Annotated in this window: 19 protein-coding genes and 3 pseudogenes; 11 read left to right on the top strand and 11 right to left on the bottom strand. The window is 50.8% G+C overall.

Features of this window, described 5'->3' with window-relative positions:
* The 6 genes and pseudogenes from HVX64_RS03930 to HVX64_RS03905 all read right to left on the bottom strand — a co-directional run bounded on the left by HVX64_RS03930 (position 1) and on the right by HVX64_RS03905 (position 9,658).
* Positions 1-479 (bottom strand): annotated as a pseudogene (locus HVX64_RS03930) (antirestriction protein).
* Positions 480-768: 289 nt separating this feature from the next.
* A protein-coding gene (locus tag HVX64_RS03925) for an IS3-like element ISKpn34 family transposase (RefSeq protein WP_117093564.1) occupies positions 769-1,889 on the bottom strand; the annotation gives its coding sequence in 2 pieces (ribosomal slippage) (positions 769-1,637 and positions 1,637-1,889; 1,122 coding nt in all).
* 675 nt (positions 1,890-2,564) lie between these two features.
* Positions 2,565-4,760 (bottom strand): DEAD/DEAH box helicase, encoded by a 2,196-nt coding sequence (locus HVX64_RS03920; RefSeq protein ID WP_181825295.1) that lies wholly within the window; start codon positions 4,758-4,760, stop codon positions 2,565-2,567.
* The gene (locus tag HVX64_RS03915) at positions 4,757-6,073 is read right to left on the bottom strand and encodes an ATP-binding protein (RefSeq protein ID WP_015063045.1); all 1,317 of its coding nucleotides are present in this window, start codon (positions 6,071-6,073) and stop codon (positions 4,757-4,759) included. Before HVX64_RS03915 ends, HVX64_RS03920 begins: the two co-directional genes overlap by 4 nt.
* A 3-nt stretch (positions 6,074-6,076) precedes the next feature.
* A complete protein-coding gene (locus tag HVX64_RS03910; protein ID WP_181825294.1) occupies positions 6,077-8,386 on the bottom strand; it encodes a TerB N-terminal domain-containing protein in 2,310 nt (769 codons plus the stop codon).
* Positions 8,387-8,869: 483 nt separating this feature from the next.
* Positions 8,870-9,658: a sulfite exporter TauE/SafE family protein gene (locus tag HVX64_RS03905; RefSeq protein WP_048232744.1), complete on the bottom strand. Its 789-nt coding sequence runs from the start codon at positions 9,656-9,658 to the stop codon at positions 8,870-8,872.
* Between the two features lie 108 nt (positions 9,659-9,766).
* Here HVX64_RS03905 and HVX64_RS03900 point away from each other — a divergent pair, with 108 nt between their 5' ends.
* Positions 9,767-10,534 (top strand): helix-turn-helix transcriptional regulator, encoded by a 768-nt coding sequence (locus tag HVX64_RS03900; RefSeq protein WP_181825293.1) that lies wholly within the window; start codon positions 9,767-9,769, stop codon positions 10,532-10,534.
* Positions 10,535-10,807: 273 nt separating this feature from the next.
* Here the strand turns inward: HVX64_RS03900 and HVX64_RS03895 are convergent, their stop codons facing one another.
* On the bottom strand, positions 10,808-11,173 hold the full coding sequence (locus HVX64_RS03895; RefSeq protein ID WP_181825292.1) for a hypothetical protein: 366 nt from the start codon (positions 11,171-11,173) through the stop codon (positions 10,808-10,810).
* A 19-nt stretch (positions 11,174-11,192) separates the two neighbouring features.
* Entirely contained in the window at positions 11,193-11,846 is a 654-nt protein-coding gene (locus HVX64_RS03890; RefSeq protein ID WP_181825291.1) for a TetR/AcrR family transcriptional regulator C-terminal domain-containing protein, read from the bottom strand.
* A gap of 79 nt (positions 11,847-11,925) precedes the next feature.
* Here HVX64_RS03890 and HVX64_RS03885 point away from each other — a divergent pair, with 79 nt between their 5' ends.
* The 4 genes from HVX64_RS03885 (at position 11,926) to HVX64_RS03870 (ending at position 17,291) form a co-directional block, all read left to right on the top strand.
* On the top strand, positions 11,926-13,371 hold the full coding sequence (locus HVX64_RS03885) for an efflux transporter outer membrane subunit (protein WP_181825290.1): 1,446 nt from the start codon (positions 11,926-11,928) through the stop codon (positions 13,369-13,371).
* Between the two features lie 2 nt (positions 13,372-13,373).
* Complete coding sequence (locus HVX64_RS03880; RefSeq protein ID WP_181825289.1) at positions 13,374-14,516, top strand: HlyD family secretion protein; 1,143 nt, start codon at positions 13,374-13,376, stop codon at positions 14,514-14,516.
* A 2-nt stretch (positions 14,517-14,518) separates the two neighbouring features.
* Positions 14,519-16,054 (top strand): MFS transporter, encoded by a 1,536-nt coding sequence (locus HVX64_RS03875; RefSeq protein WP_181825288.1) that lies wholly within the window; start codon positions 14,519-14,521, stop codon positions 16,052-16,054.
* 313 nt (positions 16,055-16,367) lie between these two features.
* Positions 16,368-17,291 (top strand): IS5-like element IS903B family transposase, encoded by a 924-nt coding sequence (locus tag HVX64_RS03870; RefSeq protein WP_346010953.1) that lies wholly within the window; start codon positions 16,368-16,370, stop codon positions 17,289-17,291.
* Between the two features lie 237 nt (positions 17,292-17,528).
* On the opposite strand, the gene HVX64_RS03865 is transcribed toward HVX64_RS03870, so the two are convergent.
* The 3 genes and pseudogenes from HVX64_RS03865 to HVX64_RS03855 form a co-directional block, all read right to left on the bottom strand.
* On the bottom strand, positions 17,529-17,999 hold the full coding sequence (locus HVX64_RS03865) for an RES family NAD+ phosphorylase (RefSeq protein WP_004883378.1): 471 nt from the start codon (positions 17,997-17,999) through the stop codon (positions 17,529-17,531).
* Complete coding sequence (locus HVX64_RS03860; RefSeq protein ID WP_032413443.1) at positions 17,996-18,439, bottom strand: antitoxin Xre/MbcA/ParS toxin-binding domain-containing protein; 444 nt, start codon at positions 18,437-18,439, stop codon at positions 17,996-17,998. Before HVX64_RS03860 ends, HVX64_RS03865 begins: the two co-directional genes overlap by 4 nt.
* Before the next feature lie 100 nt (positions 18,440-18,539).
* Positions 18,540-18,769: pseudogene (locus tag HVX64_RS03855) on the bottom strand (DUF4113 domain-containing protein); the annotation flags it as partial.
* Between the two features lie 71 nt (positions 18,770-18,840).
* On the opposite strand from HVX64_RS03855, the gene HVX64_RS03850 reads away from it, so the two are divergent.
* The 6 genes and pseudogenes from HVX64_RS03850 (at position 18,841) to HVX64_RS03830 (ending at position 24,783) form a co-directional block, all read left to right on the top strand.
* A protein-coding gene (locus HVX64_RS03850; RefSeq protein WP_181825286.1) for an IS3 family transposase occupies positions 18,841-20,009 on the top strand; the annotation gives its coding sequence in 2 pieces (ribosomal slippage) (positions 18,841-19,090 and positions 19,090-20,009; 1,170 coding nt in all).
* 40 nt (positions 20,010-20,049) lie between these two features.
* Positions 20,050-20,142, top strand: a pseudogene (locus HVX64_RS24075) (hypothetical protein); the annotation flags it as partial.
* A gap of 346 nt (positions 20,143-20,488) precedes the next feature.
* Positions 20,489-21,721 carry an MFS transporter gene (locus HVX64_RS03845; protein WP_023288221.1) on the top strand — a complete coding sequence of 411 codons (1,233 nt, stop codon included), beginning with the start codon at positions 20,489-20,491 and terminating at the stop codon, positions 21,719-21,721.
* A 129-nt stretch (positions 21,722-21,850) separates the two neighbouring features.
* Entirely contained in the window at positions 21,851-23,287 is a 1,437-nt protein-coding gene (leuC, locus tag HVX64_RS03840; RefSeq protein WP_023288222.1) for a 3-isopropylmalate dehydratase large subunit, read from the top strand.
* Positions 23,274-23,897: a 3-isopropylmalate dehydratase small subunit gene (gene leuD, locus HVX64_RS03835; RefSeq protein WP_023287222.1), complete on the top strand. Its 624-nt coding sequence runs from the start codon at positions 23,274-23,276 to the stop codon at positions 23,895-23,897. The genes leuC and leuD overlap by 14 nt, the downstream gene beginning before the upstream one ends.
* Positions 23,898-23,913: 16 nt before the next feature.
* Positions 23,914-24,783, top strand: coding sequence for a fumarylacetoacetate hydrolase family protein (locus HVX64_RS03830; RefSeq protein WP_023287223.1), 870 nt, complete (start codon positions 23,914-23,916; stop codon positions 24,781-24,783).
* Positions 24,784-24,790: the final 7 nt, after the last annotated feature.

Genomic DNA, 24,790 nt, shown 5'->3' with positions numbered 1-24,790 from the left:
TCAGTCAATGATGCGCAGAATGGCGTGGGCTTCTGGATGCTGCAGGGCGTAGTCCCGCAGACGGTAATAGTGCGCGGTCATCGCGTCACACTCTGTACGGCAGGCGTGAGGCTGTATTCAATCAGGCAGACGGCAATACCTGCGGCTTCTGCGCTCATTTCCACGCCATTACCGTTCAAGTTATTGAACAGACTCCATGTCTCATTGCGGTCAGCATCGGGTGCCATAAAGGCCCCGCCGTTGCTCAGCGTGTAAAACTGCCAGATGCCACCGCTGTAATCCGCGCAGAAGCGGTTCATCCAGGCGAAGATGCGGGGCTCCAGGGTTATCCACTGCGGAATAGTGCCGAAGTGCTGCGGCCAGAAGCTGATACGCATTCCATCAGGCATCACAGTGGCATGAAGTAATTTATCTCCGGTCGGCTCTTTCTGGCTGTGATTATGATGATCATTGTGTTTTGACGTTGTGTCGTTATACATAGTGATTTTCCTTTCGGTTATTACAGCCGCAGATATGCCGCAGGCGGGTTTCCTGTCAGGGCTTACAATGCGGTATATGAGAAATTCCCGCGAACGGGATATGGATTTGGAGAGAATGGAGAGAATGGAGAGCGTAAAGTCAGGCTATCTGGCCCAAGTACCGGTGTGTTTTTTGCCTGCAGCTGACTGAACAGAACGAGCATGTTCTCCGTCATCAACCACAGTGCACTATTGAGCTTCACATCCCCGTCGATACGCCATGACCTGCCCCCAGAGTTAGATACAACCTTCAGTTAGTAATGTCGGTTGGTTTTTCTTCATATTTCCCGTTTCGCCAGCCCGCTGCAAATTCAGCCGGCGTCAGGTAATTCAGTGATGAATGTGGTCGACACTCGTTATAATCCAGTCGCCAGTCATTAATGATCTTCCTGGCGTGAACAATATCGCTGAACCAGTGCTCATTCAGGCATTCATCACGAAAGCGTCCGTTAAAACTCTCAATAAATCCGTTCTGCGTTGGCTTGCCGGGCTGGATAAGTCGCAGCTCCACACCATGCTCAAAAGCCCACTGATCGAGTGCGCGGCAGGTAAACTCCGGGCCCTGATCGGTTCTTATCGTAGCCGGATAGCCGCGAAACAGCGCAATGCTGTCCAGAATACGCGTGACCTGCACGCCTGAAATCCCGAAGGCAACAGTGACCGTCAGGCATTCCTTTGTGAAATCATCCACGCAGGTCAGGCACTTGATCCTGCGACCTGTGGCCAGTGCGTCCATGACGAAATCCATTGACCAAGTCAGATTGGGCGCCATCGGGCGGAGCAGCGGCAGACGTTCTGTTGCCAGCCCTTTACGACGTCGTCTGCGTTTTACACTCAGGCCATTAAGTTGATAGATGCGGTAAACCCGCTTGTGGTTAACGCAAAGACCTTCACGTCGCAGAAGCTGCCAGATACGCCGGTAACCAAAACGGCGGCGTTCAAGTGCCAACTCTGTGATGCGTAGAGACAGCTGCGCGTCAGCAGGCGGACGCTGAGCCGAATATCGGCAGGTTGACAGGGACAGACCTGCCAGCCTGCAGGCACGACGTTGCGACAGACCCTTAGCCTCGCACATGACTTCCACGGCTTCCCGCTTCTGGTCTGTCGTCAGTACTTTAGCCCAAGAGCCACCTGAAGCGCCTCCTTATCCAGCATGGCTTCAGCAAGCAGCTTCTTGAGTCTGGCGTTCTCTTCCTCAAGAGACTTCAGGCGCTTAACCTCAGGCACCTCCATACCGCCATACTTCTTACGCCAGGTGTAAAAGGTGGCGTCGGAAATGGCGTGCTTACGGCAGAGCTCACGGGCAGAAACGCCGGCTTCGGCCTCGCGGAGAATACAGATGATCTGTTCGTCGGAAAAACGCTTCTTCATGGGATGTCCTCATGTGGCTTATGAAGACATTACTAACATCGCGGTGTATTAATCAACGGGGAGCAGGTCAGCCAGCGTGACGTTACGATAAAGTGTTTATCCACCGACAAGGGGCGATCATCGGCTCGTACTGCTTAGGGTGTGAGGTATCGAAGTCAGCAATTGCTCAAAGGCCTGAGTGCAGCCAGACTTTTGCATACGGAGATCTCTGCGTGAAAAATAAAAAACCTCGCAACCAATAATGGATGCGAGGGATTCACAGAGATAATATCTATATGAAATAATTTATAATTCAAGCAGATAACTTAAAGCTGTAGTTGCGTCAATTATAAATTTCAGATCGTGGGTGACTGGCAGCCATGTGCCAGAAGCGGACACTGTTCACAATATCGAGTTAATCATTGGATATGTTGCTCGCTCCCATTGAAAAATTTCACATTATCCAATATATCAATGTTGAGGCTTCCCTCTTACACCTCTAAAGGATAACTATCATGGGTCTTAAACCTGGTCCAAAACCAATTGCTAAATCGACAGGAAAACCGGATCAACGTCGACGTGATAATAAAGATACTCCTGGTAATACCCCGGGACTAAAGCCTAGTAAATCTACAGGGAAATAAAAAATTCAGGGTATATATGTCTTATTTATACCCTGATTACATATCCAGATTACTAAAGATGTTTCTGCAACCAGATGCGCGTACCTTCTGTTTCATACGCCTTTGCACCATACCCTTTCGCAAGAAGGGACTCTGGTAAATACTCGTCATATTTATCTAAGTACTTTTCTGGAACATCTGTGGCAAGATCAAATGCAGATGGCAAGCCTGACAACAGCATTTCTTTGAGCGCGTGCTGAACGGAAGCTACACTGGAGTTATCGATTTCTATAACGCCAGCAAATGAATTTGCTTTAAAACCACAACGTATGAGCAAGGCTGTAATCGTATTGACAACTTTATCCCCCATCCAGGGTATTACGTAACAGTGTTGTCCACTCGTAATAAAACACTCATTTTGAAGTTTAAAACGCTGAAAGTTACTACAGCCTTCCGCAAATAGGTTTCTGGCGGCAGTATCGGCATAATCTACTTTCTTGCTACCTATTGCTATGCGGTAATCACCTTCCCTATAGATAGCGAGCATTTCCTGACGAACGGCATCATGAACAGACATACCTCCCCCACTAAATTGTGGTGGCTGACCGCCTTTGGTTGCCTCTACATAGATAACTTTTTTCTCTGTCTCGATCTCTGTCACTTTCCAGCGCCGCCCACCGAAGATGATGTGTTGGTCTGGTAGCAGTGGGGAGTCCACAGGCACTGTTCCAAGGGTTCTGTTTCCGGTGACAATGCGGAACTCTTCTGGTGTATTGAACACGGCATAAAAAGTGTAATGGTTAGTCAGTTTCTCCCCCTCTGCCCCAACAACTATTTCACCGCTAGCAAGTTGAGTGAGCAGGCCACATGCTCCCATATGTTTAAGCAGGCTTTTGAAATCGTTTAAATCTACATTTCTGAACGGCCCTGTCTGGCATAGTTGTGACCAGAGCTGGTCGGCACGAACTCCACCCCATTGTGCGGTAATTGCAAGAATTTGGTGTAGCAGCGTGGAGTAATGCATCTGCCGGGAATCGGCAGGCTCAAACCATTGTTTAGAGATCATCAACCTGATCATTGCCATCGACTGCACCAACTGGAGTCGTAGGTGATCAACGATACTGCTACTCACAGTAAGCTCATTTTCTGTAATTAGCATTCTGAGTACTGACGGGGAATCGCGTCGCCCAGAACGCCCCATACGCTGGCGCAAACTGGAAACAGAATGCGGAGGCGTAACTTGGATAACCGACTTAACCTTACCGATATCAATTCCCAACTCAAGCGTCATTGTACAAACAGCTGTTGTGGGCAAATTTCCTTTCTGAAGACGAGATTCAAGCGCCTCACGTAATTCCTTGGCAAGGGAACCATGGTGGGGGAAAAATTCATTCGGAACAATTTGTTCCTCACACATGTCGCTCAGCGTTGCCGCAATGCTTTCAGTGCGTTTTCGGCTGTTTGCAAAGACCAAATGAGAATCGCCACGGCAAAGTCTAAAAATGTCAGCGCAAACGTCATGTTCAGCTGAACTCTGAAGTTCTTCCTCTTTTTGGATCACTCGCTCCAGGTACCCTTTGACCTGTACCTGAAGAGTGGCCGTGCTATTACTATCTGTAACAGTTACGCAGGGGAGTCGTTTGTCCGGGCGCAACATTTCGGGCACTTTCTCCAGTTCCCCCAGCGTGGCACTCAACGCAACGCGGGGAATTGGATTTACCTGGCATCCTAGCACATGGTCAATTCTATTGAGCAGAGAAAGCAGCTGTACACCACGCTCTGAGCCAATAAAAGCATGAAACTCATCAATAACGATGTATGCGACTGAAGAAAATGCCTGTTTGAGCCAGCCCATTGAATTTATGAGCAAAGACTCAAGTGACTCAGGTGTAATCAGTAAAATGCCAGCAGGGTTCGTCCGAGCCTTCTTCTTTTTGCTTTGTGGTACATCCCCGTGCCAGGGAGTCACTGGCATTTCCAATGCATCTCCAAGGCTCCCAAGACGACGGTACTGATCGTTAATCAATGCCTTCAACGGACTGATATAGACGATGCCAAATCCATTCGTGAGATCTGCAACTGCCGAACAGGCAGGAAGAAAGAAAGCCTCTGTTTTACCCGCTGCTGTACCTGCACTGATTAGCACGTCTCGATCACGGGCTAAAATTGCCGGGATAGAACTCTCCTGCAAGGGCCTTAATGTCGACCACCCCTGCTTGTAAACCCACTTACGGACGCGGGGATCGAGGCTATCGTAGGCACTGCTCATAGTTTGAAGTTCGCCAGTCCGTCGTCGTCATCGCTTTCCTCCGTAGTGGTGTCATCCATATCGCTGGGCCGGTCCTCTTCAATCGCCACACCCTCGATTAGTGTTTGCCAGTTCATCGTTCTGTTTTGTTCCAGCACGGCCAGCATGTCCAGGAAACCTTTTATGGTATTACGGGGGGTACGGAAGTAAGCGTCTCCAATGGTTTTACTACAGTGATGCAGGAATCCAGTCAGTGCCTCATCTGGTACCAGATAATTCTCTGGATCTCCACCTGCATAAACATGACGAAGATTTCTCAGCAAAATATACAGTTCCTCAGGGGTGAGGCTGGCAAGATGCAAAGTGGGGGATGAGTAGTCAATCACTCCTGCTTTTTGCGCGAACCGGTTTTCCGCCAGACGCGACTGGAGCGCCTCATAGCTGTAAAGACCTTTACGCGGATCGAAAAGAAACTCTGGCGTACCCCCGAGGATAAAACCAATGTTCTCGGCTGAGCCTTGCAGGCAGTCATTCAGGATCCGCAAAATCTGTTCGTAGTTCGCTGTTCTTGCTTGCGTATTATTCAGCTTAAAGAGGTTCACCATTTCGTCGAGGCTGACCAAAAGACCGGCATAGCCTGCCTGGCGGACAAAAAGGCTCATCAGCTTCAAAGAATCATAGAATGATGCGTCTGAGATAATAGTCCGAACGTCGAGATCGTTACGGGCATCAGTTTTGGTGGTGTACTCTCCCCGCAACCAGCGAATAGCATTGGATTTTAGCGTTTCGTTATCCTGCTCATGCCCGCGCCAGAATGCATCAATGACCTTCGCAAAGTCATATCCACCCACCATATCTGACAGAGCTGCCAGGCGTTTATGAATAACTGATGAAACCTCGGAGCCGTCCGTGTCCGCTTCCTTTCTTGCCTCCGTAACGAATCTTTCAACAACGCTAAGTAACGCATTACCATCTGGCTTGTTTCTGGTGGACATGTTTTTCATAAGCTCAGAATAGAGATTACGAGCCTGACCTCCCGATGAGTGAATGCGTCTGTCAGGAGAAAGGTCTGCACTGACTGACACCAGCTTCTTCTCTAGCGCAATAGAGCGCACAACACTCAGAAAGAACGTTTTACCAGAACCATATTCACCGATGATAAGTCTGAAGCTTGCACCACCGTCAGCAGTCCTCTCAATATCTTGGTGGAGAGCGGTGATCTCATTCACGCGGCCAACCTGGATATGCTGAATGCCTATCCTTGGCGTTACACCTGACTTAAGTGACTGAATAATAGCGTCACGTTCTTTCACTCTTATACGTGTTACAGACATTCACTATCCCTCTAATTCTTTGGCAATTTCCAGGTCAACCCAGATATCATCATCGGCATCGTCCAGTACTGGAGCATCAACCACCGCATAGGACCAGTCATTGATCACCTCAAGCGCACCGCCGAGCATCAAATTCAAATTTCCGCACAATTCTGTCGCCTCTTTTCGGGACCACTGTTCTTTCTCCAGCAAACTGCGATAAAGCTGGCTATGTGCGGAGTCAAGCCCCCCCGCCTCCGTTGATGAGGCTGGAGCGCTTTCTGGCTCTTCCGGTTCTTCTTCGGTGAAAATTGTGTTCAGCAATTTACGAACATCATCCGTGGCAGATTCGTGGCGGGCAAGTACATTAGCATCCAGTGTGAACCCTGCTGCTGGCTGATCAGTTGGTACAGACGAGACGAGATCATGTTCAGTTGCGGAATGCTGATGGATATTGCTCGAGACAGATGAGGGATCCAGCCCCAAACTTGAATAAATCTTCTCAAGCTGTTTGATTTCGGCAGGCGCTATTGTCCCATCCGAACAGGCAACACTAACGATAACCTTACCCACAGCAGCTTTTTCTGCGGCCCCCATCAACTCAATCCTACTTTTCATTCCTGTCATATTAGCTGGGGTATGAAGTTGCCACGTTAAATACGCATGTAGAGAGCGTTTTTCATCATCGGTGAAGCCAGGATTGTTGTTGATGGCATTCTCAAGCACTTTCTGTTCAGCTTGATCAAGAGAATCGTCAATCAAGGCGACCATCGCCCCTAATCTGAGCGTCATTACGGCTGAGATAAATTCAAGAGAAGGTGAGAAGCGTCCACCTTCGGCGGCAGGAAATAGAACAAGTGTCCCATCAACATCCGCCTTCACATGGTGATAATACGGGTCAGGTGCCAGACCGTAACCCATCTTCAGAGCAAAGGCCTGCATCAAATCGGCCTCTTTTTTATTGATCTTATTGGGGCAACTGGCATTCATATGTGCCCAAAAGTCAGCAACTGAGACTAACCCCTCCTTGACGAGGATCGCCTCATCAGCCCAGCGTTTGAATGAGCTTAATATTTTTTCTGCGCTTTCATTAACGATCTCTGAAGGGAGCAGCATAATTGCAGCCGTATCATTGACTGACGTACCTTTCCTACCAAGGTAGCGACTATAAGCATCAAGTTCATCTGTACATATATCGGCAAGAGCCATAATTTTCTGGACAGGGCTCTTCAACGCACTTGGATCAGGCAGGTCGGGAACAGGAAGTCGAACACCTCGCAAACTAGGACTTGCTGGTGTGTAATCTAACCTTAGGCGCGTTTTATTCGCCTTAACGACCATCCCTTCACCATATTTGAGGGTGTAACGCCGTTTGAAAAGCGCAGCAAACTCTTTAGCACAGCGGCGAGCCGGGGTACGCAGCGAATACTCGGTGTGGTTTATTACCCAGTTCAACGCCAGTTCAGCTGATACAGCAACTCCTTCATGTACAGTTTTTGCCAGAGCCAGCTTAAATTGCATGCTGTTGCTGAAACCTGAATTGCCATCGAGCTCAGTGGCTAAGCCCATGTTCGGGCGCAGAATAGACATGGCTTCGAGTAATTGGGTCGAATATCCACGGAAGGAGCGGTTCTCAATGAATACCGATCTTAACCGAGCGACTTCATTGAACAGATTACGGAACTCAGCATCAGGGAATTTTGGATCAGTGGAATCTACGAGCGCTTTTCTTTCCAGGCCGTAGAGGTAGATAAAAACATAGCCGATAGGACACAATGGATCAGACCTATCGCTGGCAAGCCAACTGACATACGCACCGCGGGCTTCTGGGGAAAGAGAGGAAAAACTGGGCCAATATCCTAATGAACTGTCCTCGTAAAGATAAGAAGTAGGTTTTATCTTACATGTGTCATCAATTAATGATGCCTCACTTCCATCGTCATAATAGCCGCCTGATTCCTGACCGGAGGGCTTCATACGTTGCCCCACGTAAATGTGGCCACCGCTAATTGCTACACCAGCTACAGTTATCATCTCACCCGGAAGTACCCATCGAGCTAGTGCACCTGCTGACTTTGAGGTGTTCCGGTAATGATTGGTTGTCACCCGAAGTTCAACAGCCCGGCCACCGCTCAATGTAAAAGTTGCAAGGTTATCGTCTTCACTATCATCGTTTCGCACAACCGCCTCTTTTTTCTTGATGTCAGCGAGCCATTCTTTTGGCGGTGCTTTCACGGGGTCTGAAGCATAAGACTTTGGAGATTTACGTTTTTTCTTTCTAAAAAACAACAAGTAAATGACAAAAATCGCCGCCAAAAACTTCAATAACTCCATGATATATAACCTTAAAATTATTCTTCACGCATATTTACAAGCAGTGATGAAGGCAGGGCAAGTGGATTAATCTCAAAATAATACTTCTAAATTGCGAGGGTTAAAAGCAAATCACAATTAAAATTAACCCAATGATTTAAATGATAAAAATCATTTAATAATGTGTTTAACCAGCAGTGAAATTTTAAGGTGTTAAAACCTGTTAGGCTATTCGTCTCTAAATGATGTTGTACTACTGCTACGTTAACATGCGAGCAAATGTACTGCGGATGCACATCTGACCACTGTATGATGATACTTACCTATTCGCTGAGAATGTCGGCAACTTTATGGCAGGGAAGCTTTTAGAGACTATACCGTCTCGAATTTCCGTTTATCGCTCTAAGCGGACCTTGACTACGGCCCTCCACTTTGTGCCAGAAACGGACGTTCATGCAGATATTGCCGCTGTAAAAGCAACTAAATTTGCAAAGCAGGATTTGCTTAAAGCAACATAGCCACCAGTACCATGCACAACAGCATCACGTAGATTCGCGCATGCCAGACATCAGGGACGGCGGGGATCGCCCGGCGGCTAAATACTATACCCACCCAGCCAGCCACCAGGAGCAGGCCCAGAATCTTCAGGCTGATAAAACCTACAAAACCGCCTGCCGAAATTTTGTGCCAACCGCTTATCGCATAGGTCACCGCACCGCACAACGCCACCGGCAGGGAAAGCGGGTTGGCCGCGCTAATACACTCTCGCATCGTATGACCGTGTCGCCGCAACAACGGCACCGTCATTACGCTGCCACCCACGCCCAGCAATGCGGCAATCGTGCCGATTAGCATACCGCCACCGGTGACCGTCAAAAGCGACAAACGACGCGGCGCATTGCCGCTTAAGAAACCTTTGCGCAACAGACAGTCCCCAATCGTCATCAGCATATAAAAAATAAACAGCTCGCGAATCACCACCTCGCTTAATATTCCCGCCAACCACGAACCGGCCACTGCGCCCACGGCGATAAACCACAACAGCGGGAATAAGATGGGCAAAGAAAGCCTGCCCGCACGCCAGTTTTGAAAGCTGACCCAGCCCGCGTTAAAAATCATCACCGCCGTTGAAGTGGCCACGGCGATATGCATCGCATCACCTGCCAGCGGTGGCTGCCGCACCAGCAGCTGGTAAACAAAGGGCACCACTACAAAGCCGCCGCCAAAGCCAAAAAGTACTGTTGTCATGCCGGTAGTAAAACCGGCCAGTGCGATAATCATCAGATCGTTCAAAGAAATATCCCGTTGTGAAAATGAGCCAGCAGCTTATCGTGCTTGCGTCCCGCTTCCCATTTGCATGGCGCTCAATTATCCTTTCAAACCGGTCAGAAGGAGGCGGATGTGCGAAACGGAAAAATTGACGATTTTGATCAGCTGAATCGGGAGGTAGTAGCGCTAGGAAACGACTATGCGAAGGGATTTTTCCTGCCGCCACACCAGCACCGCCGCGCGCAGCTTCTGTATGGCGCAACAGGACTGATGCACGTTTCAACCCGTGACGGAGAATGGGTGGTACCGCCCCAGCATGCGGTATGGATCCCTGCCACAACACTGCATGCCGTAAAGTTTGTGGGCGTCACTACGCGCAGCCTGTATATCGAACCCGCCTGCGCGGACAAATTACGTAACAGCAGCCGGTGCGAAGTGATCAGCGTATCGCCGCTGTTGCGGCAGCTACTGCTGGAGGCGGTGGATCTGCCGCCATGCTATGACAGCGTACGCGATCGGGCGCTGACGGATTTGATGCTGCTGGAACTGACGGCGATGCCGGTGCGCGAGTTCGATATCCCTTTGCCACAGCAGCCGGCGTTGTTGGCGCTGTGTCAGGCTTTTTTACTCGCCCCAGCCATCCACGATCCGGTCGAGCGCTGGGTCAGCGCGCTATTTATGAGCGCCAGCACCTTTCGTCGCTATTTTCGACAGCAAACCGGCATGTCGTTTTCCGCCTGGCGCCAGCGAGCCTGTGTGGTTAGTGCGCTGGCATTGCTGATAACAGGCAAACCCGTGAATGAAGTGGCTTTGTCTCTTGGATATGAGAGTGCCTCCTCTTTCGCAACGATGTTCCGCCGCGTTACGGGGCAGCCGCCGTCATATTACCATCCTGCTTGATTTCAAAAGTTACACAGGGTTACGGGCATCGCGGCAGCTTTGTGTCAGAAGCAAACATAGCCAGTAAACTGGCACTATAACAATTGGAGACCCTATCGGAATATAGCGGCTCCATTGATGTCGAGACGAAATTAATTTCACAGGACCGGTCAGCTTGAACTGTGTGAATGCTGCGAAAGCAGGAAATTGACCTGCATTAAAGCCTCCTCATTAATCCGGCTTCCCTGTTGCGGAATGTTAATAACCGCCATATCCGGTCGCTATGACCGCGCATCAACATTCGCCAATCAGATTGGCTATTTCGCCATCAAGACGTTCTTCTGTCACGACCCGAACCGGGTAACCGAACACCCTGCACAACGGCGCTACCAGAGGAACCAAACCAGTCGCAACCATTTCGTTGGGGACGATAACAATGCTGCCCGCGCAAACCTCGGCAAGCCGTTTCCGATTGCGTTTAAACCACAGAGCGAACGCTTTTTTCTCTGTGCTACTGGAGTGCTCTTTATCAGGCAGGTTGCGGGTCAATAAGACAAAACGTTCGCCCCGGCTTAGCAAAGCATCCAGTTCGGCCTCCCAGGTGGATGAAGGCGCGGCGGATACCCATACTTGCGGGAATTGATCGAGCAAAATGTGCATGAGAAAAATCCTTGTCACGTCAGGCAGGCGGACAGGTGCCTGCATGAATGCGCAGTTGTATCCCGTCGATTAACAAATCCAGCCCGACCAAGAACCTCCCCGCGAACTCTTCCGAAAATATCGCGTCACGCGCACGCCAGTTGTGGGGATATTTCTTTTGCGCCAGTTCGATGAATGCCTGCTTTCTCGAAGGAAGATCAAGCGAACTGCCTGGTCCCAGGGCCTGCTCTTCCATCACGAAACCCAGCACGTAATAGGTCACGCTGAAACTGCCCGTCACTGCAAGCTGAGCGTCTGCTCCAGCTTGGACAAAAGCGGAAATCAACGCTTCGCTGGTTCTCAGCACATTATCTGTGACGACGTATGTGCCAGCGAATACCCGCGCGCCGTCACGATGTTGCAGTAGCGCCTGACGCAGTTCTCCGGCGACTTGTCGGATGCGGTCTGCCCATGTTTGCTCGTCGACAAAGTGAAGGGCGACGTCCTGCACCAATGCATCGGCCATGCCGTCGATCAGCGCCTGTTTACTTCCGAAATGCCAGTACAGAGAGGGCGCCTGGATGCGCAATGCCTGTGCGAGCTTGCGCAGGGTCAACCCTTCGAGGCCATTCTCATTCAGCAGTGCCAGAGCGGTCTGGATAATTTGCTCTCTTTGTATTCGTGGGGCTTTCATTCTCTCATCCCTTACGGGGTTGCAAACTAACAATGTTAGTGTATCATCCAGCCCAAAGACTAACAATGTTAGGTTTGAAATGAAACACCATCTTTTGATCGGTTTACTGACGGCAAGCCTGACAGGGTGTGCCGGTATGGGGGGGCTGGATCGCAGCACACCCAGGGCAAAAATGCTCACAACGACGGCAGTGGGCACCGTCAGCGATACGCCCTGGCGATGGCCATCCCCTCACTGGTGGGAGCGTTATCGTGACCCGGAACTGAACAGCCTCATGGATCGCGCCCTGTCGTCGAGTCCGGATGTGCGTCTGGCCCGGGCCCGTCTGGTACAGGCCGCCGCCATCGCTGAACAGGCCGGTGCGCAGCGATGGCCGACGATTAGCGCAGATGCTAATGCGGTACGCAAGCGCTACGCGCAGGCGTATGACGCGGCCCCGCCACTCGCAGGAAATTTCGGCACGACGTTTACGCTGAGCGCGGACGTGCAATATACCTTTGACTTCTGGGGGAGGCAGCGTGCGGCGCTGCGGGCGGCACTGGGAGAGACGGCGGCGCAAGAAGCCGAGGTCGGGGCCGCCCGGCTGATGTTGACCAGCCGTATCGCCAGCGCCTGGTTTGAATTATCCCATCTGTTTGCCATGCGGGATTTGGCACAGCAGTCACTGCAATTGCGGCGTCAGACCTTGCAGTTAGTCGAACAAAGAGTTCGCGCTGGCCTGGATACCGAAGTGGAGCGTCAGCAGGCCCAGGGCGACCTCCCGGTGACCGAGCGCGACATCCTGCAACTGGATGAGCAGATCGCCTTGCAACGGCATGCCTTATCAACTCTGGCAGGACTACCGCTGGATGCGCTGGAGAATGCGCGACCGGACTTGATGACGGCGGCGGTGGACGGCGAGCTTCCTGACTCGATACCCGCAGAGTTGCTCGGGCATCGTCCAGATGTTGTTGCTGCCCGCTGGCGAGTGGAAGCTGCCACACAACATGCCGAAGTCGCCAGGGCGGATTTCTACCCCAATATCAGCTTGCGTGCGTTCGCGGGATTGGCACGCACAGGGTTGACTGTCGGTTTGTCTGACTGGCTGACCGCAGGCAGCCGCACCTATGGTGTGGCTCCTGCCATCAGCTTGCCCATTTTCGATGCCGGCCGATTGCGGGCGCAGTATAAAGGCCGGGCGGCAGAGTTGGATGCCGCCATTGAGACTTACAACTCGGCGTTGCTGAACGCCGTGCGCGATGTGGCGGATCGGCTGGTGTCTCTGGATGCCCTGCTACCGCAACTTAACGCGCAAAAACAGGCACTGGCGGCCAGGCAGGTTGCTTTCAGCCTGGCACGAAGACAATACGAATCCGGACTGACCGACTACCTGACAGTTCTGAACGCCCAAAACGCGCTGCTGTATGAGCGTCGTGAGCAGTTAATCCTGAAAAAACGCGCGCTTGTTCTGGACGTGGAGCTCAATCGCGCTTTGGGCGGTGGCTTTAGTGCAACCGATGCAACAAGCAATATCCCGTGGAAATAATCATGAGCACACCTGAAAAAGCAACTGAACGACGCCCTCTTGCGCTACGTATTGCGCCCTGGCTGGGGTGCATTGCCGTCATCACCTTCGTATTCCTGGCAACGACGCAATGGTCTGAATGGACGAGCAGCCACAGAATCCAGACGACCCAGAATGCGTATGTGAAAGCGGATTACGCGGTACTAAGTGCCAGGGTATCCGGTTATATCAAAAACCTGCCAGTGGGCGACTATGAAAAAGTACACGCAGGCGACCTGATCGCGCAGATAGATGACAGCGAATATGGATTTGCGGTAGCGGCGGCACAGGCTGCCCTGGCTAAGGCACAGGCGAACCTGGATAATCTGGACGGTGAAATTGCTCAGCAACGTGCGCGCATCAAAGCGTCGCAAGCCAATGTCAAAACGGCAGAGGTAAGGGTGATCCAGTACAAGAACGATCCGGCCCGGCAGGCGGAACTCGTCAGGGCTGGCGCATTGTCACGTCAGCGTTTCGAAACAGCTCAGGCAGACTTCGATCAAGCCGTCAGTCAGCGTGACGCGACTGCGGCTGAACTGGAACTGGCACTCCATTCTATGAAAGTCCTGAAGGGCCAGCGTGCCGTGCGACAGGCTGATATTGATGCCGCCCGCGCTCAGCTGGAAACCACACTCAAAAATCTGGCCTATACGCGTATTGTCGCCCCCTTTGACGGCATGCTGAACAAACGCCATGTGCAAGTGGGCAACCTGATCGGCAATGGAGCACAGATTGTGTCGATCGTCCCGGACTCGCAGTCCTACGTGGTTGCCAACTATAAGGAAACCCAGCTTGCCCATGTCAAAGCGGGACAACCTGTGTCACTGACGGTGGATGGCTTGCCAGGTAAAGTATTCCGGGGCCGCGTGTCTGAAATAGCACCCATGAGCGGTGCAGAGTCCGCTCTGCTGCCCGCAGATAACGCATCGGGCAACTTCACCAAGGTGGTACAGAGGATCCCCGTGCGTATCGAATTGGAGCCGGGCCAGCATAATCTGAGCCGCTTGCGGGCCGGCATGTCGGTGGAAACACGCATCGATACCAGGGGGGAGATTATTGCGCCTTATGCGGCGGGCATGCCGAAAACAGCGCAACTTGCTGCCGGCCCTGGCCGTGCAGGAGGCTGACGGTGGCGCTGACCAACTTTTTTGCTAACACGACGCGTCCGCGCCCTATACTGACGGTCGCGACAATTTTTCTTGGCGCTGTGCTCACCACATTTCAGGGGCGCTTATTTTCGGCGGCCCTGCCCGACTTACGCGGGCAGTTCGGCCTGGATGTGCTGGAAGCCGCCTGGCTGGGTACGGCATTAAATGGTGCGCAACTTGTCACAATGCCGATCGCTCCCTGGCTTGCCACGGTAATCGGGCCAACCCGTCTGCTGGTTGCGCCCAGCCTCATGCTCGGTCTCGTCGCCTTCCTGATCCCCGCATTCGCCCACCACTATCCGGTGCTGGTCACACTGCACGCCATTGTCGGGTTGTGCCTGGGTATTTATCTGCCGTTAACCATTTCGCTGGCGCTGCGAAGCGTGCATCCCCGTTTCTGGTTGGTAGTCATGGGGGCATACAGTCTGCGCGTGTCTACGGGCATGGACGCCGGCTATGGCACCTCCGCTTTTCTGGTCGAGGAGGTTGGCTGGCATTGGGTGTACTGGACAACTGCCTTTGTCAGCCCGGTCATTGCTTTTCTGGCATGGAAGGCGTTGCCGTTGTCACCGCTCGACCGCTCCCAGTTACGGCAGGGCGACTGGGCTGGATTGACCCTGTTCTGCTCGGCGCTGGTTCTGGCTTTCATTGGCATCGACTCGGCCGAGCGACTGGGCTGGAGCGATTCCGGACTCGCCATGTCCACGCTGGCCGGTGGAGTCGTCCTGTTCTGCGCATCCGTGTTACGCGCCCTCATCCAGAAAGACAGCTTTTCAAGTCTCATTGCCTTCGGCAACCGCAATATTTGCATCTGTCTGGTGATCGCCTGCCTGTTCGGCGTGCTGATGACCCCCACGTCTCTGCTGATCCCGACATTCCTGACGCAAATGGGGAACCTGAAGCCAATGCAGACCGGCACCGCGACGTGGATTGCTTTCGGTGCCTACCTTGCTGCGACACCACTGGCCATTTACCTGGCAAGACGAATAGAACCCCGGCTCCTTATCATCTGCGGCCTGATCGTCATTGCCCTGACCGCCTGGCAAGGCACCTACGTCAGCCATGACTGGAGGGTGGATCAATTCGTCACGATCCTTGGTATGCAGTCGTTAGGCGAAAGCATCATGCTTACCGGTCTTATTGCCGCTTTTGTCACAAATCTCAATCCACTGCACGGCGTGGCGCTGGGGGCATATGTATCCATCGCCCGCGTGCTGATGCCGGTTGCGGCCGGTACAGTCATGTCAACGTGGCTGCGAATATCCGGTGACACCAGTCGCGCAAGCCTGAGCAATTATTTTTCGGCTGGCGATCCCTGGGTAGTGGAACGTGCTGAACCAGGGGTGGCGGGAATCGCTCAATTGCTGGCGCGAGAAGCGCACGTTGCCGCACATATCAGCGGTTATCACCTCGTTTTCTGGTGCAGTTTGCTGGCGCTTAGCCTGGCCGTCTTCATACGTCCATCCCCGCCTAATCAGATTGAGCCTCCATTATTGAAAGGTGCCAGTGGTACGTAACAGGCAGCCGACACTGGTTATTCCTGATGATGACTGGATGAGCTTCGGGATAAGGGCATGCGCTGAAAACGATTCCTCCTGTTAAGCCAGGCCATCTATCGGCGCAACGCACTTCACCGACTATTCACTTTCGCGAGCGTCACAGATACTGCGAGCCGGTGGTTGACCGAACATACGCGAATACTCACGTGTAAACTGCGTCACGCTCTATTATTCCCGGTATTTATCTTCTCACCGGCTTTGTTGAATAAATCGAACTTTTGCTGAGTTGAAGGATCAGATCACGCATCTTCCCGACAACGCAGACCGTTCCGTGGCAAAGCAAAAGTTCAAAATCACCAACTGGCCCACCTACAATAAAGCCCTCATCAACCGTGGCTCCATAACTTTCTGGCTGGATGATGAAGCTATTCAGGCCTGGTATGAGTCAGCAACACCTTCTTCACGAGGCAGACCTCAGCGCTATTCTGACCTTGCCATCACGACTGTGCTGGTCATTAAACGCGTATTCAGGCTGACCCTGCGCGCTGCGCAGGGTTTTATTGATTCCATTTTTACACTGATGAATGTTCCGTTGCGCTGCCCGGATTACAGCTGTGTCAGTAGGCGGGCAAAGTCGGTTAATGTCAGTTTCAAAACGCCCACCCGGGGTGAAATCGCACACCTGGTAATTGATTCCACCGGGCTGAAGGTCTTCGGTGAAGGCGAGTGGAAAGTCAAAAAGCATGGCCAGGAACGCCGCCGTATCTGGCGTAAGCTGCATCTCGCCGTTGACAGTAAAACACATGAAATCATCTGCGCTGACCTGTCGCTGAACAATGTGACGGACTCAGAAGCCTTCCCGGGTCTTATCCGGCAGACTCACAGAAAAATCAGGGCAGCATCGGCAGACGGCGCTTACGACACCCGGCTCTGTCACGATGAACTGCGGCGTAAGAAAATCAGCGCGCTTATCCCACCCCGAAAAGGTGCGGGTTACTGGCCCGGTGAATATGCAGACCGTAACCGTGCAGTGGCTAATCAGCGAATGACCGGGAGTAATGCGCGGTGGAAATGGACAACAGATTACAACCGTCGCTCGATAGCGGAAACGGCGATGTACCGGGTAAAACAGCTGTTCGGGGGTTCACTGACGCTGCGTGACTACGATGGTCAGGTTGCGGAGGCTATGGCCCTGGTACGAGCGCTGAACAAAATGACGAAAGCAGGTATGCCTGAAAGCGTGCGTATTACCTGAAAACACAACCCGCTACGGGGGAGACTTACCCGAAATCTGATTTATTCAACAAAGCCGGGCATTATCTGAACATAAAACACTATCAGTAAGTTGGAGTCATTACCACGTTTACGAAGAAACTGCCTGAATCATCCTGTAATAGCTGTGTGTAGTCTTTGCCCGCCGCTGGCGGGCTTTTTTTATGTGACACCGGACAGGAGCGCCAGGCATCATGACAGCGCCCTATCATCTCTTGCTTCACTTCCTGTCAGGTTTAAGACGACTATCAAACCGGAACGGTATCTGTTGAGCCTTCAGCACGATCCCGTAAAACTCAGGGTGCTCAGGATTTAACAGATAATTGAACTCTACCGGCGATAAGGCTGAGGGAACACGCAGTGCAACCGAGCTCCTGGTAAATGACCAGGCATCTCCGTAATCAGCCAGTTCCTGAGGCGCATCCTCATCAGCCCAGTTGCCCGGTAATTCATCCATGTTTGCGCTTTGGATCAGTTCATCAGGCACATCGATACTCAATAGCGTGAAAGAGTCCATTATCTGTGCCGCATGCAGGTGTACCAGCGTCTCCAGCATCGTTAGTGAAGCCGTTTCGGAGACATATACCATTGACACCCCCACGCTATTCCAGCGCCCACCAGCCTCTTTCGCACCATATCCGGTCCAGGCCGTAGAAAGATACTTTGTTTTCGTCAGCCTGTAGAGGATCACGAGTACACCCCATGCTCCAGACGCGTAATCAGCTTAATGACCTCATAGGCTCCCGTTTCGGATGCCATCAGGTCTGCTGGCACTTTCCAGCTCAATGCCCGGTTAGGTTCGTTCAACCACTTCTGTGCGGCTTCCCTGTCGCCTTCAAACAAATCTACCGCCCGATCAATGACGCGGATAATACGTACCAGACGTTCACTTTGTTCCGGGTTAAAACGTGCCTTCACACTGCGGCTAAATGTGGTTGACGGGATACCGGACATTTTTCTCAGGTCATTCTGGGTTATTCTGGCCCAGTCAGTGATCCGGTTCGCCACCTTCCCGTCCAGGCCTTCATTGATTTGGCCCAGAAGCGCTACGCCATCAGCATTATTTAACCCGGCAACCTGCCAGAGGCGCTGTGGTCTGGCTGGAGTTGAGGACAAACTAAAAGTTTTCATAGCAAACCTCCATTTGGTCATTACATTATACCCAAATGGTAACACCAGAGCAAATATCAACCACCAGCAGACGGAAGGCATTTTTCCTGATTGCGATACCTCAGAGTGTAGCGATCGGTATCGAGTCCCATCTCGTTGTGTAGGCTGGAGAGAGCATATCTCTCTTCATTGACCACGCCGGTGCGATGCCCCGACCGGCAAACCATACTTTACCTTTGCCTGAGTTGTTTATCGTATCCAGTACATTCATGAGCGCGTCACTGTTTGCATACGACCTACCTCATCAAATAACGATAGCTGGGTAACTCCGCAGGGACGGAAATCGTTGATGAAGTGGTTTACTGAATTTGGCCACCTGAACAGAGGTGATATGCTCACCTCAGAACAACACAGGTGCCATAATGAAAAAAAAAAATTTCAGCGCAGAGTTTAAACGCGAATCCGCTCAACTGGTCGTTGACCAGCACTATACCGTGGCAGATGCAGCCAGCGCTATGGATGTCGGCCTTTCCACAATGACGCGATGGGTGAAACAATTACGTGATGAACGGCAGGGCAAAACACCAAAAGCCTCCCCCATTACCCCGGAACAAATTGAAATCCGTGAGCTCAGGAAAAAGCTACAACGTATTGAAATGGAAAATGAAATATTAAAAAAGGCTACCGCGCTCTTGATGTCAGACTCCCTGAACAGTTCTCGATAATCGGGAAACTCAGGGCGCGTTATCCTGTGGCCACTCTCTGCCATGTGTTCGGGGTTCATCGCAGCAGCTACAAATACTGGAAAAACCGTCCTGAAAAGCCAGACGGCAGACGGGCTGTATTACGCAGTCAGGTACTTGAACTGCATGGCATCAGCCAGGGCTCTGCCGGAGCAAGAAGCATCGCCACAATGGCAACCCAGAGAGGCTACCAGATGGGGCGCTGGCTTGCTGGCAGACTCATGAAAGAGCTGGGGCTGGTCAGTTGCCAGCAGCCGACTCACCGGTATAAGCGTGGCGGTCATGAGCACGTTGCTATCCCGAATCATCTTGAGCGACAGTTCGCCGTAACGGAACCAAATCAGGTGTGGTGCGGTGATGTGACCTATATCTGGACAGGTAAGCGCTGGGCGTACCTCGCCGTTGTTCCCGACCTGTTCGCAAGAAAACCAGTGGGCTGGGCCATGTCGTTCTCGCCGGACAGCAGGCTCACCATGAAAGCACTGGAAATGGCATGGGAAACCCGTGGTAAGCCAGTCGGGGTGATGTTCCACAGCGCTCAAGGCAGTCATTATACGAGCAGGCAGTTCCGGCAGTTACTGTGGCGATACCGGTTCAGGCAGAGTATGAGTCGGCGTGGAAACTGCTGGGATAACAGCCCAATGGAGCGCTTCTTCAGGAGTCTGAAGAACGAATGGGTGCCGGCGACGGGCTATGTAAGCTTCAGCGATGCAGCCCACGCAATAACGGACTATATCGTTGGATATTACAGCGCAATAAGACCGCACGAATATAATGGTGGGTTACCACCAAACGAATCAGAAAACCGATACTGGAAAAACTCTAACGCGGTGGCCAGTTTTTGTTGACCACTTCACAGCAGAAGAGGCTCTGAAACGGATCGGTGATTACCTTCGCCATATACTGAGTGTGCTACCGGAGTGGCCGTCGAACAAAGTCGCCGAGCTCCTGTCATGGAAGGCAGATCCCACCAATAAATAGTCGTCAATACGGCGATCACTTTACGCTTACCACTAACTTAAGTGATACCAACTGTCTGGAGATTCAGGGGGCCAGTCTATCCGCCATCTGCTGTCTGTCATATTTTTACCTTCAGAAATTATCAGTTGAGACACTCTGATAATCCCTTCTAGGATAGTTTAAATTGGGCTGGGTAAATTTTTCTAGTGCATCAAGATGTCTTATTGGAAATTAGTAAAACACATTTGTGAAATATTGCTAAGGCTAAAGCGTGATGGCTATCACCCTACATAATTTTTTTATTCACTACCTTAGATGCTGAATCCTGACCTGAGGTTGTGTCAGGAAATAAATACTGGAGATAGCAATGGGGAATATAATAAAAGACGGAAGTGGCAGTTATTTTCCAATGTTGTTTATTCTGCCACTTGCCGGACTGGCTGAACTTGCATCACTGTACTCTATTCAGGCGCTGCTACCAAAACTGAGTGAGGTTTATCATATTCCGCTGAATCAGGTTGGCATGATATTATCTGCCGAAGTAGGGTTCCTGGCATTTGCCATGTTGTTCAGCGGTTCGTTATCGGATCGCTTTGGTCGCAAACCTGTAATATTTGCATCCCTTTTTGCCGGAGGTGTTTTGACGTTACTGTGCGCGCTGGCACCATCATGGCAGGTTTTAGTTATCTTCCGGGCACTGCTGGGTATTGCGGTCAGCGGTGTTACTGCAGCAATTACGGTATATATCAGTGAAGAGGTCTCTCCGGGTATGGCCGGGATCATCACCAGTTATTTTATCTTTGGCAATTCTCTGGGAAGTATGTCAGGGAGGGTTATTGCGACCCAGATGATGGAGCATTTTTCTGTTGAAGTTATATTTTCTCTTTTTGGTTGTGTCCTGATTATTATTGCTCTTGCGGTGAAATTCCTGTTACCGGCATCGAGAAATTTTAAAGCATCCTCATCACTACAGTTATCGGTTGTCTTCCGGGGGGGACTGAACCATATCAGAAACATTAAAGTTTCGTTATGTTTCATAACAGGTTTTATTCTGTTCGGTTCATTTACGTCCATCTTTAATTTTTTAGCTTTTAATTTACACAATGCTCCGTACAACCTCGACTATACATGGATTGGGCTAATACCACTGAGTTTTTCCCTTACTTTTTTCATTGCACCTTATGCTGCTCGTCAGGCAATCCGATATGGATCAATGAATGTTTTAAGTTTTTTAATTAGTTTTATGATGGTTGGGGTGTTTATTACATTTATTGCTGAGTCTGTCTGGTTATTTATATCTGGCGTGGTGCTCCTTTCAGCTGCATTCTTCTCATCACATTCAATCATTCTTGCCTGGGTCAGTGCCAGAACATCCAGTGCAAAAGGACAGGCCACCTCTTTTTATTTACTCTCTTATTATTCCGGTGGTGCGGTAATGGGGTATGTCAATGGCTGGTTGTTCGCCATACAAGGGTGGGGCGGTCTGGCGATATCCTGTCTTGTTATGCTGGGCATTGGGCTTATGATCACACGGGTGATATCAGCGAAATACGAGTATCAAAAAGCAGCCGAGAAAAACAGTCTTTCCGAAATTATTTAGTTCAATACACACTCTGTAATGCAGTACTTTTCTTTATAGAAATAATGTATTGCCAGATTTATGGCATGATACAAAAGCGACGTATTTATCACCCCTGAGCCTGTAGCATTAGTTACTCTGGATAAGTCAATGTTAGCCAAAACACTTTACGAAAAACTGATTGAAACACATACAGTGCGGGAACTTGATAAAGAAGGGCATGTCCTTCTTTATATAGACCGTTCTATCCTTAATGAATATACAAGCCCGCAGGCTTTCAGTGGCATACGGGAGCATCATCGTACGGTACGCCATCCGGAGGCTTTTCTGCTTAATATCGATCACGTTAATCCCACCAGACCAGACAGGGATGCGTCCATGACCGATCCCGGCGGACAACTGCAGGTGGATTATTTTCGCAGGAATGCCCGGGACTTTGGAATTGAGCTATTCGATGTGATGGATCCGCGTCAGGGAATTGAACACGTCGTAGCGCATGAACAGGGATTGATTATGCCTGGTATGGTTATTGCCGCAGGTGACAGTCATACCACGACATATGGTGCGTTTGGCGCGCTTGGATTTGGCATTGGTACATCGGAAATAGAACATCTTCTGGCGACGCAGACGCTCATATATCGTCGACTAAAGAATATGAAGGTCATGGTTAGCAATACATTACCCTGGGCCTGCTCAGCCAAAGATATCATTCTACAGCTGCTTGAAAAAACCGGTGCATCTGGTGCTACAGGCTATGCCATAGAATTTCAGGGTGAAGCAATCCGTTCCCTCAGTATGGAAGGACGCATGACCCTATGTAATATGGCTGTGGAAGCAGGCGCCCGTGGCGCAATTATTGCCCCGGATCGGAAAGTGTTTGATTACATTCAGGGGAAACCTCAGATACCGAATGGCGAGTTATGGGACCAGGCATTAGCCCGGTGGTCAACCCTGTACAGCGATCCTGATGCGGTATTTGACAAAACAGTGGAAATTGACTGCCGGGAAATTGAACCCAAAGTGACCTGGGGAATAAGCCCCGACCAGACCGGTTCAATTGGCGGTTCAGTTCCTTTTCCCGGAAAAGAACCGGACCCCTTAAAGCAGCAGGCTATAAAGAAGGCTCTGCAGTATATGGAGCTTGCACCCGGTACACCATTTCGCGATATCCGGATCTCCCATGCATTTATTGGCTCCTGTACGAATGGAAGGATTGAAGATCTCAGAGCCGCAGCCCGTGTGCTGGCAGGCAGAAAAATTGCGCCCCACGTAAGAGGCATTATTGTTCCCGGTTCCACGCAGGTCCGGAAGCAGGCAGAAAACGAAGGGCTGGCGAGAATATTCATTGATGCAGGATTTGAATGGCGGCAGTCCGGCTGTTCAATGTGTCTGGCCATGAATGAGGATGTACTTCTACCGGGGGAGCGCTGTGCATCCAGTACTAACCGCAATTTTCCCGGCAGACAAGGGGCAGGTGCCAGAACACATCTGATGAGCCCCGCCATGGTCGCAGCAGCTGCCGTTGCCGGACACCTTGAAGATGTACGCCTTTTGCTTGATTCCGGAGAAGAAAATGGACGAGTTTAATCAGATTACAGGTGTTATTGCTCCCATGCCTGACGCGAATATTGATACCGATGTCATTATGCCAAAGCAATTCCTTAAGGGAATTGATCGTGCCGGTCTGGATAAAGGCGTGTTTTTTGATCTCCGTTTTACCCCGGACGGGCAACTGAATGAGGACTTCATCTTAAACAGGCCTGGCTGGCAGAATGCTTCTTTTTTGCTGACAGGTCCAAATTTTGGATGCGGTTCCAGCCGGGAGCATGCTGTATGGGGTCTGAAACAGCTCGGTATCCGGGCGCTGATCGGCTCTACTTTTGCCGGTATTTTTAATGATAACTGCCAGCGTAACGGCATACTGACCCTCTCCCTGGACGATGCTTCAGTAAAACAGTTAAGCCGGATTGCAAACGATCCTGAAATGAACCGTATCACCGTTTCTCTCACGGACGGGGAGATCATCACACAAAATGGTGTATTTCCTTTCCATGTCAGTCAGATGGTTCGTGAGATGTTATCTGCTGGAGGGGATGCTATTGGCTGGACGTTAAAATATCAGCAGGACATAACGCGGTTTGAAAAACAGTATTTTTCCCGCTCCCCCTGGCTGAAACCACAACCTGTAACGGACTGATAACAGGAGATAAATAATGAAACTCGTTCAGTACAGTATTCATAACCGCAGACGTTACGGCATCATCAAGGAGAATACCGGTATTATTGATCTCTTTCTGAGACTGGGGGACAGATATCCGACCCTCAAATCCTTGCTGGAAAATAATGCCCTGCCGGAAGCCGCAACATTTCGGTATGACAATCCGGATCACGATATTCAGGCTATACCGTTTCTTCCCGTCATTGATGAGCCTGGGAAAATTATTTGCGCAGGTATGAACTACGCGGAAAAGCGAAAGGAATTTAATGAAATAAATCCGGCACCCACCTTATTTATTCGTTTTCCGGATACTCAGGTCGGTCATAATTCGGTATTGCTCAAACCCAATAACACTTGTGAGTTTGATTATGAAGGCGAACTTGCTGTTGTGATAGGTCGGCGTTGTTCACATGTTTCTGAAGAACAGGCTTTAAGCTTCGTGGCCGGATACAGCTGCTATATGGATGGTTCTGTAAGAGACTGGCAGCACACCTGGTATACAGCAGGGAAAAACTGGCCATCAACGGGGGCTTTTGGTCCTTGGCTTGTTACGGCAGATGAAATCCCGGAACCACAAAATATACAGCTTGTTACCCGATTAAATGGTCGCGAAGTTCAGCGGGACTCCACGGCGAATATGATACACAGCATCGCATTTCTCATTGCTTATATCAGCACATTTACCGTTCTTTCTGCCGGTGATGTCATTCTTACCGGATCTCCCGGTGGGGTCGGGAAGAAACGTACGCCGCCACTTTTTCTGCATGATGGTGATGTTGTGGAAGTGGAAATTGAGCATATCGGGGTACTGCACAATGTCGTTCGGGATGCAGGATATACAGATGCTGCGGCTATGCTGGTATAAGGACAAG

Origin of the sequence: Citrobacter sp. RHB20-C16, from assembly GCF_013890155.1 — a bacterium.
Classification (GTDB): Bacteria; Pseudomonadota; Gammaproteobacteria; order Enterobacterales; family Enterobacteriaceae; genus Citrobacter_A; species Citrobacter_A amalonaticus.
The sequence above is the reverse complement of the archived record's forward strand: the minus strand, read 5'-3'. Positions and strand labels throughout refer to the sequence as shown.

What these genes read in the sequence shown, in the direction of transcription:
- HVX64_RS03920 (WP_181825295.1), bottom strand. Translation starts at nt 4,760, where the DNA reads ATGAGCAGTGCCTACGATAGCCTCGATCCCCGCGTCCGTAAGTGGGTT.
- HVX64_RS03915 (WP_015063045.1), bottom strand. Translation starts at nt 6,073, where the DNA reads ATGTCTGTAACACGTATAAGAGTGAAAGAACGTGACGCTATTATTCAG.
- HVX64_RS03910 (WP_181825294.1), bottom strand. Translation starts at nt 8,386, where the DNA reads ATGGAGTTATTGAAGTTTTTGGCGGCGATTTTTGTCATTTACTTGTTG.
- HVX64_RS03895 (WP_181825292.1), bottom strand. Translation starts at nt 11,173, where the DNA reads ATGCACATTTTGCTCGATCAATTCCCGCAAGTATGGGTATCCGCCGCG.
- HVX64_RS03890 (WP_181825291.1), bottom strand. Translation starts at nt 11,846, where the DNA reads ATGAAAGCCCCACGAATACAAAGAGAGCAAATTATCCAGACCGCTCTG.
- HVX64_RS03885 (WP_181825290.1), top strand. Translation starts at nt 11,926, where the DNA reads ATGAAACACCATCTTTTGATCGGTTTACTGACGGCAAGCCTGACAGGG.
- HVX64_RS03880 (WP_181825289.1), top strand. Translation starts at nt 13,374, where the DNA reads ATGAGCACACCTGAAAAAGCAACTGAACGACGCCCTCTTGCGCTACGT.
- HVX64_RS03860 (WP_032413443.1), bottom strand. Translation starts at nt 18,439, where the DNA reads ATGAAAACTTTTAGTTTGTCCTCAACTCCAGCCAGACCACAGCGCCTC.
- HVX64_RS03845 (WP_023288221.1), top strand. Translation starts at nt 20,489, where the DNA reads ATGGGGAATATAATAAAAGACGGAAGTGGCAGTTATTTTCCAATGTTG.
- leuC (WP_023288222.1), top strand. Translation starts at nt 21,851, where the DNA reads ATGTTAGCCAAAACACTTTACGAAAAACTGATTGAAACACATACAGTG.
- leuD (WP_023287222.1), top strand. Translation starts at nt 23,274, where the DNA reads ATGGACGAGTTTAATCAGATTACAGGTGTTATTGCTCCCATGCCTGAC.
- HVX64_RS03830 (WP_023287223.1), top strand. Translation starts at nt 23,914, where the DNA reads ATGAAACTCGTTCAGTACAGTATTCATAACCGCAGACGTTACGGCATC.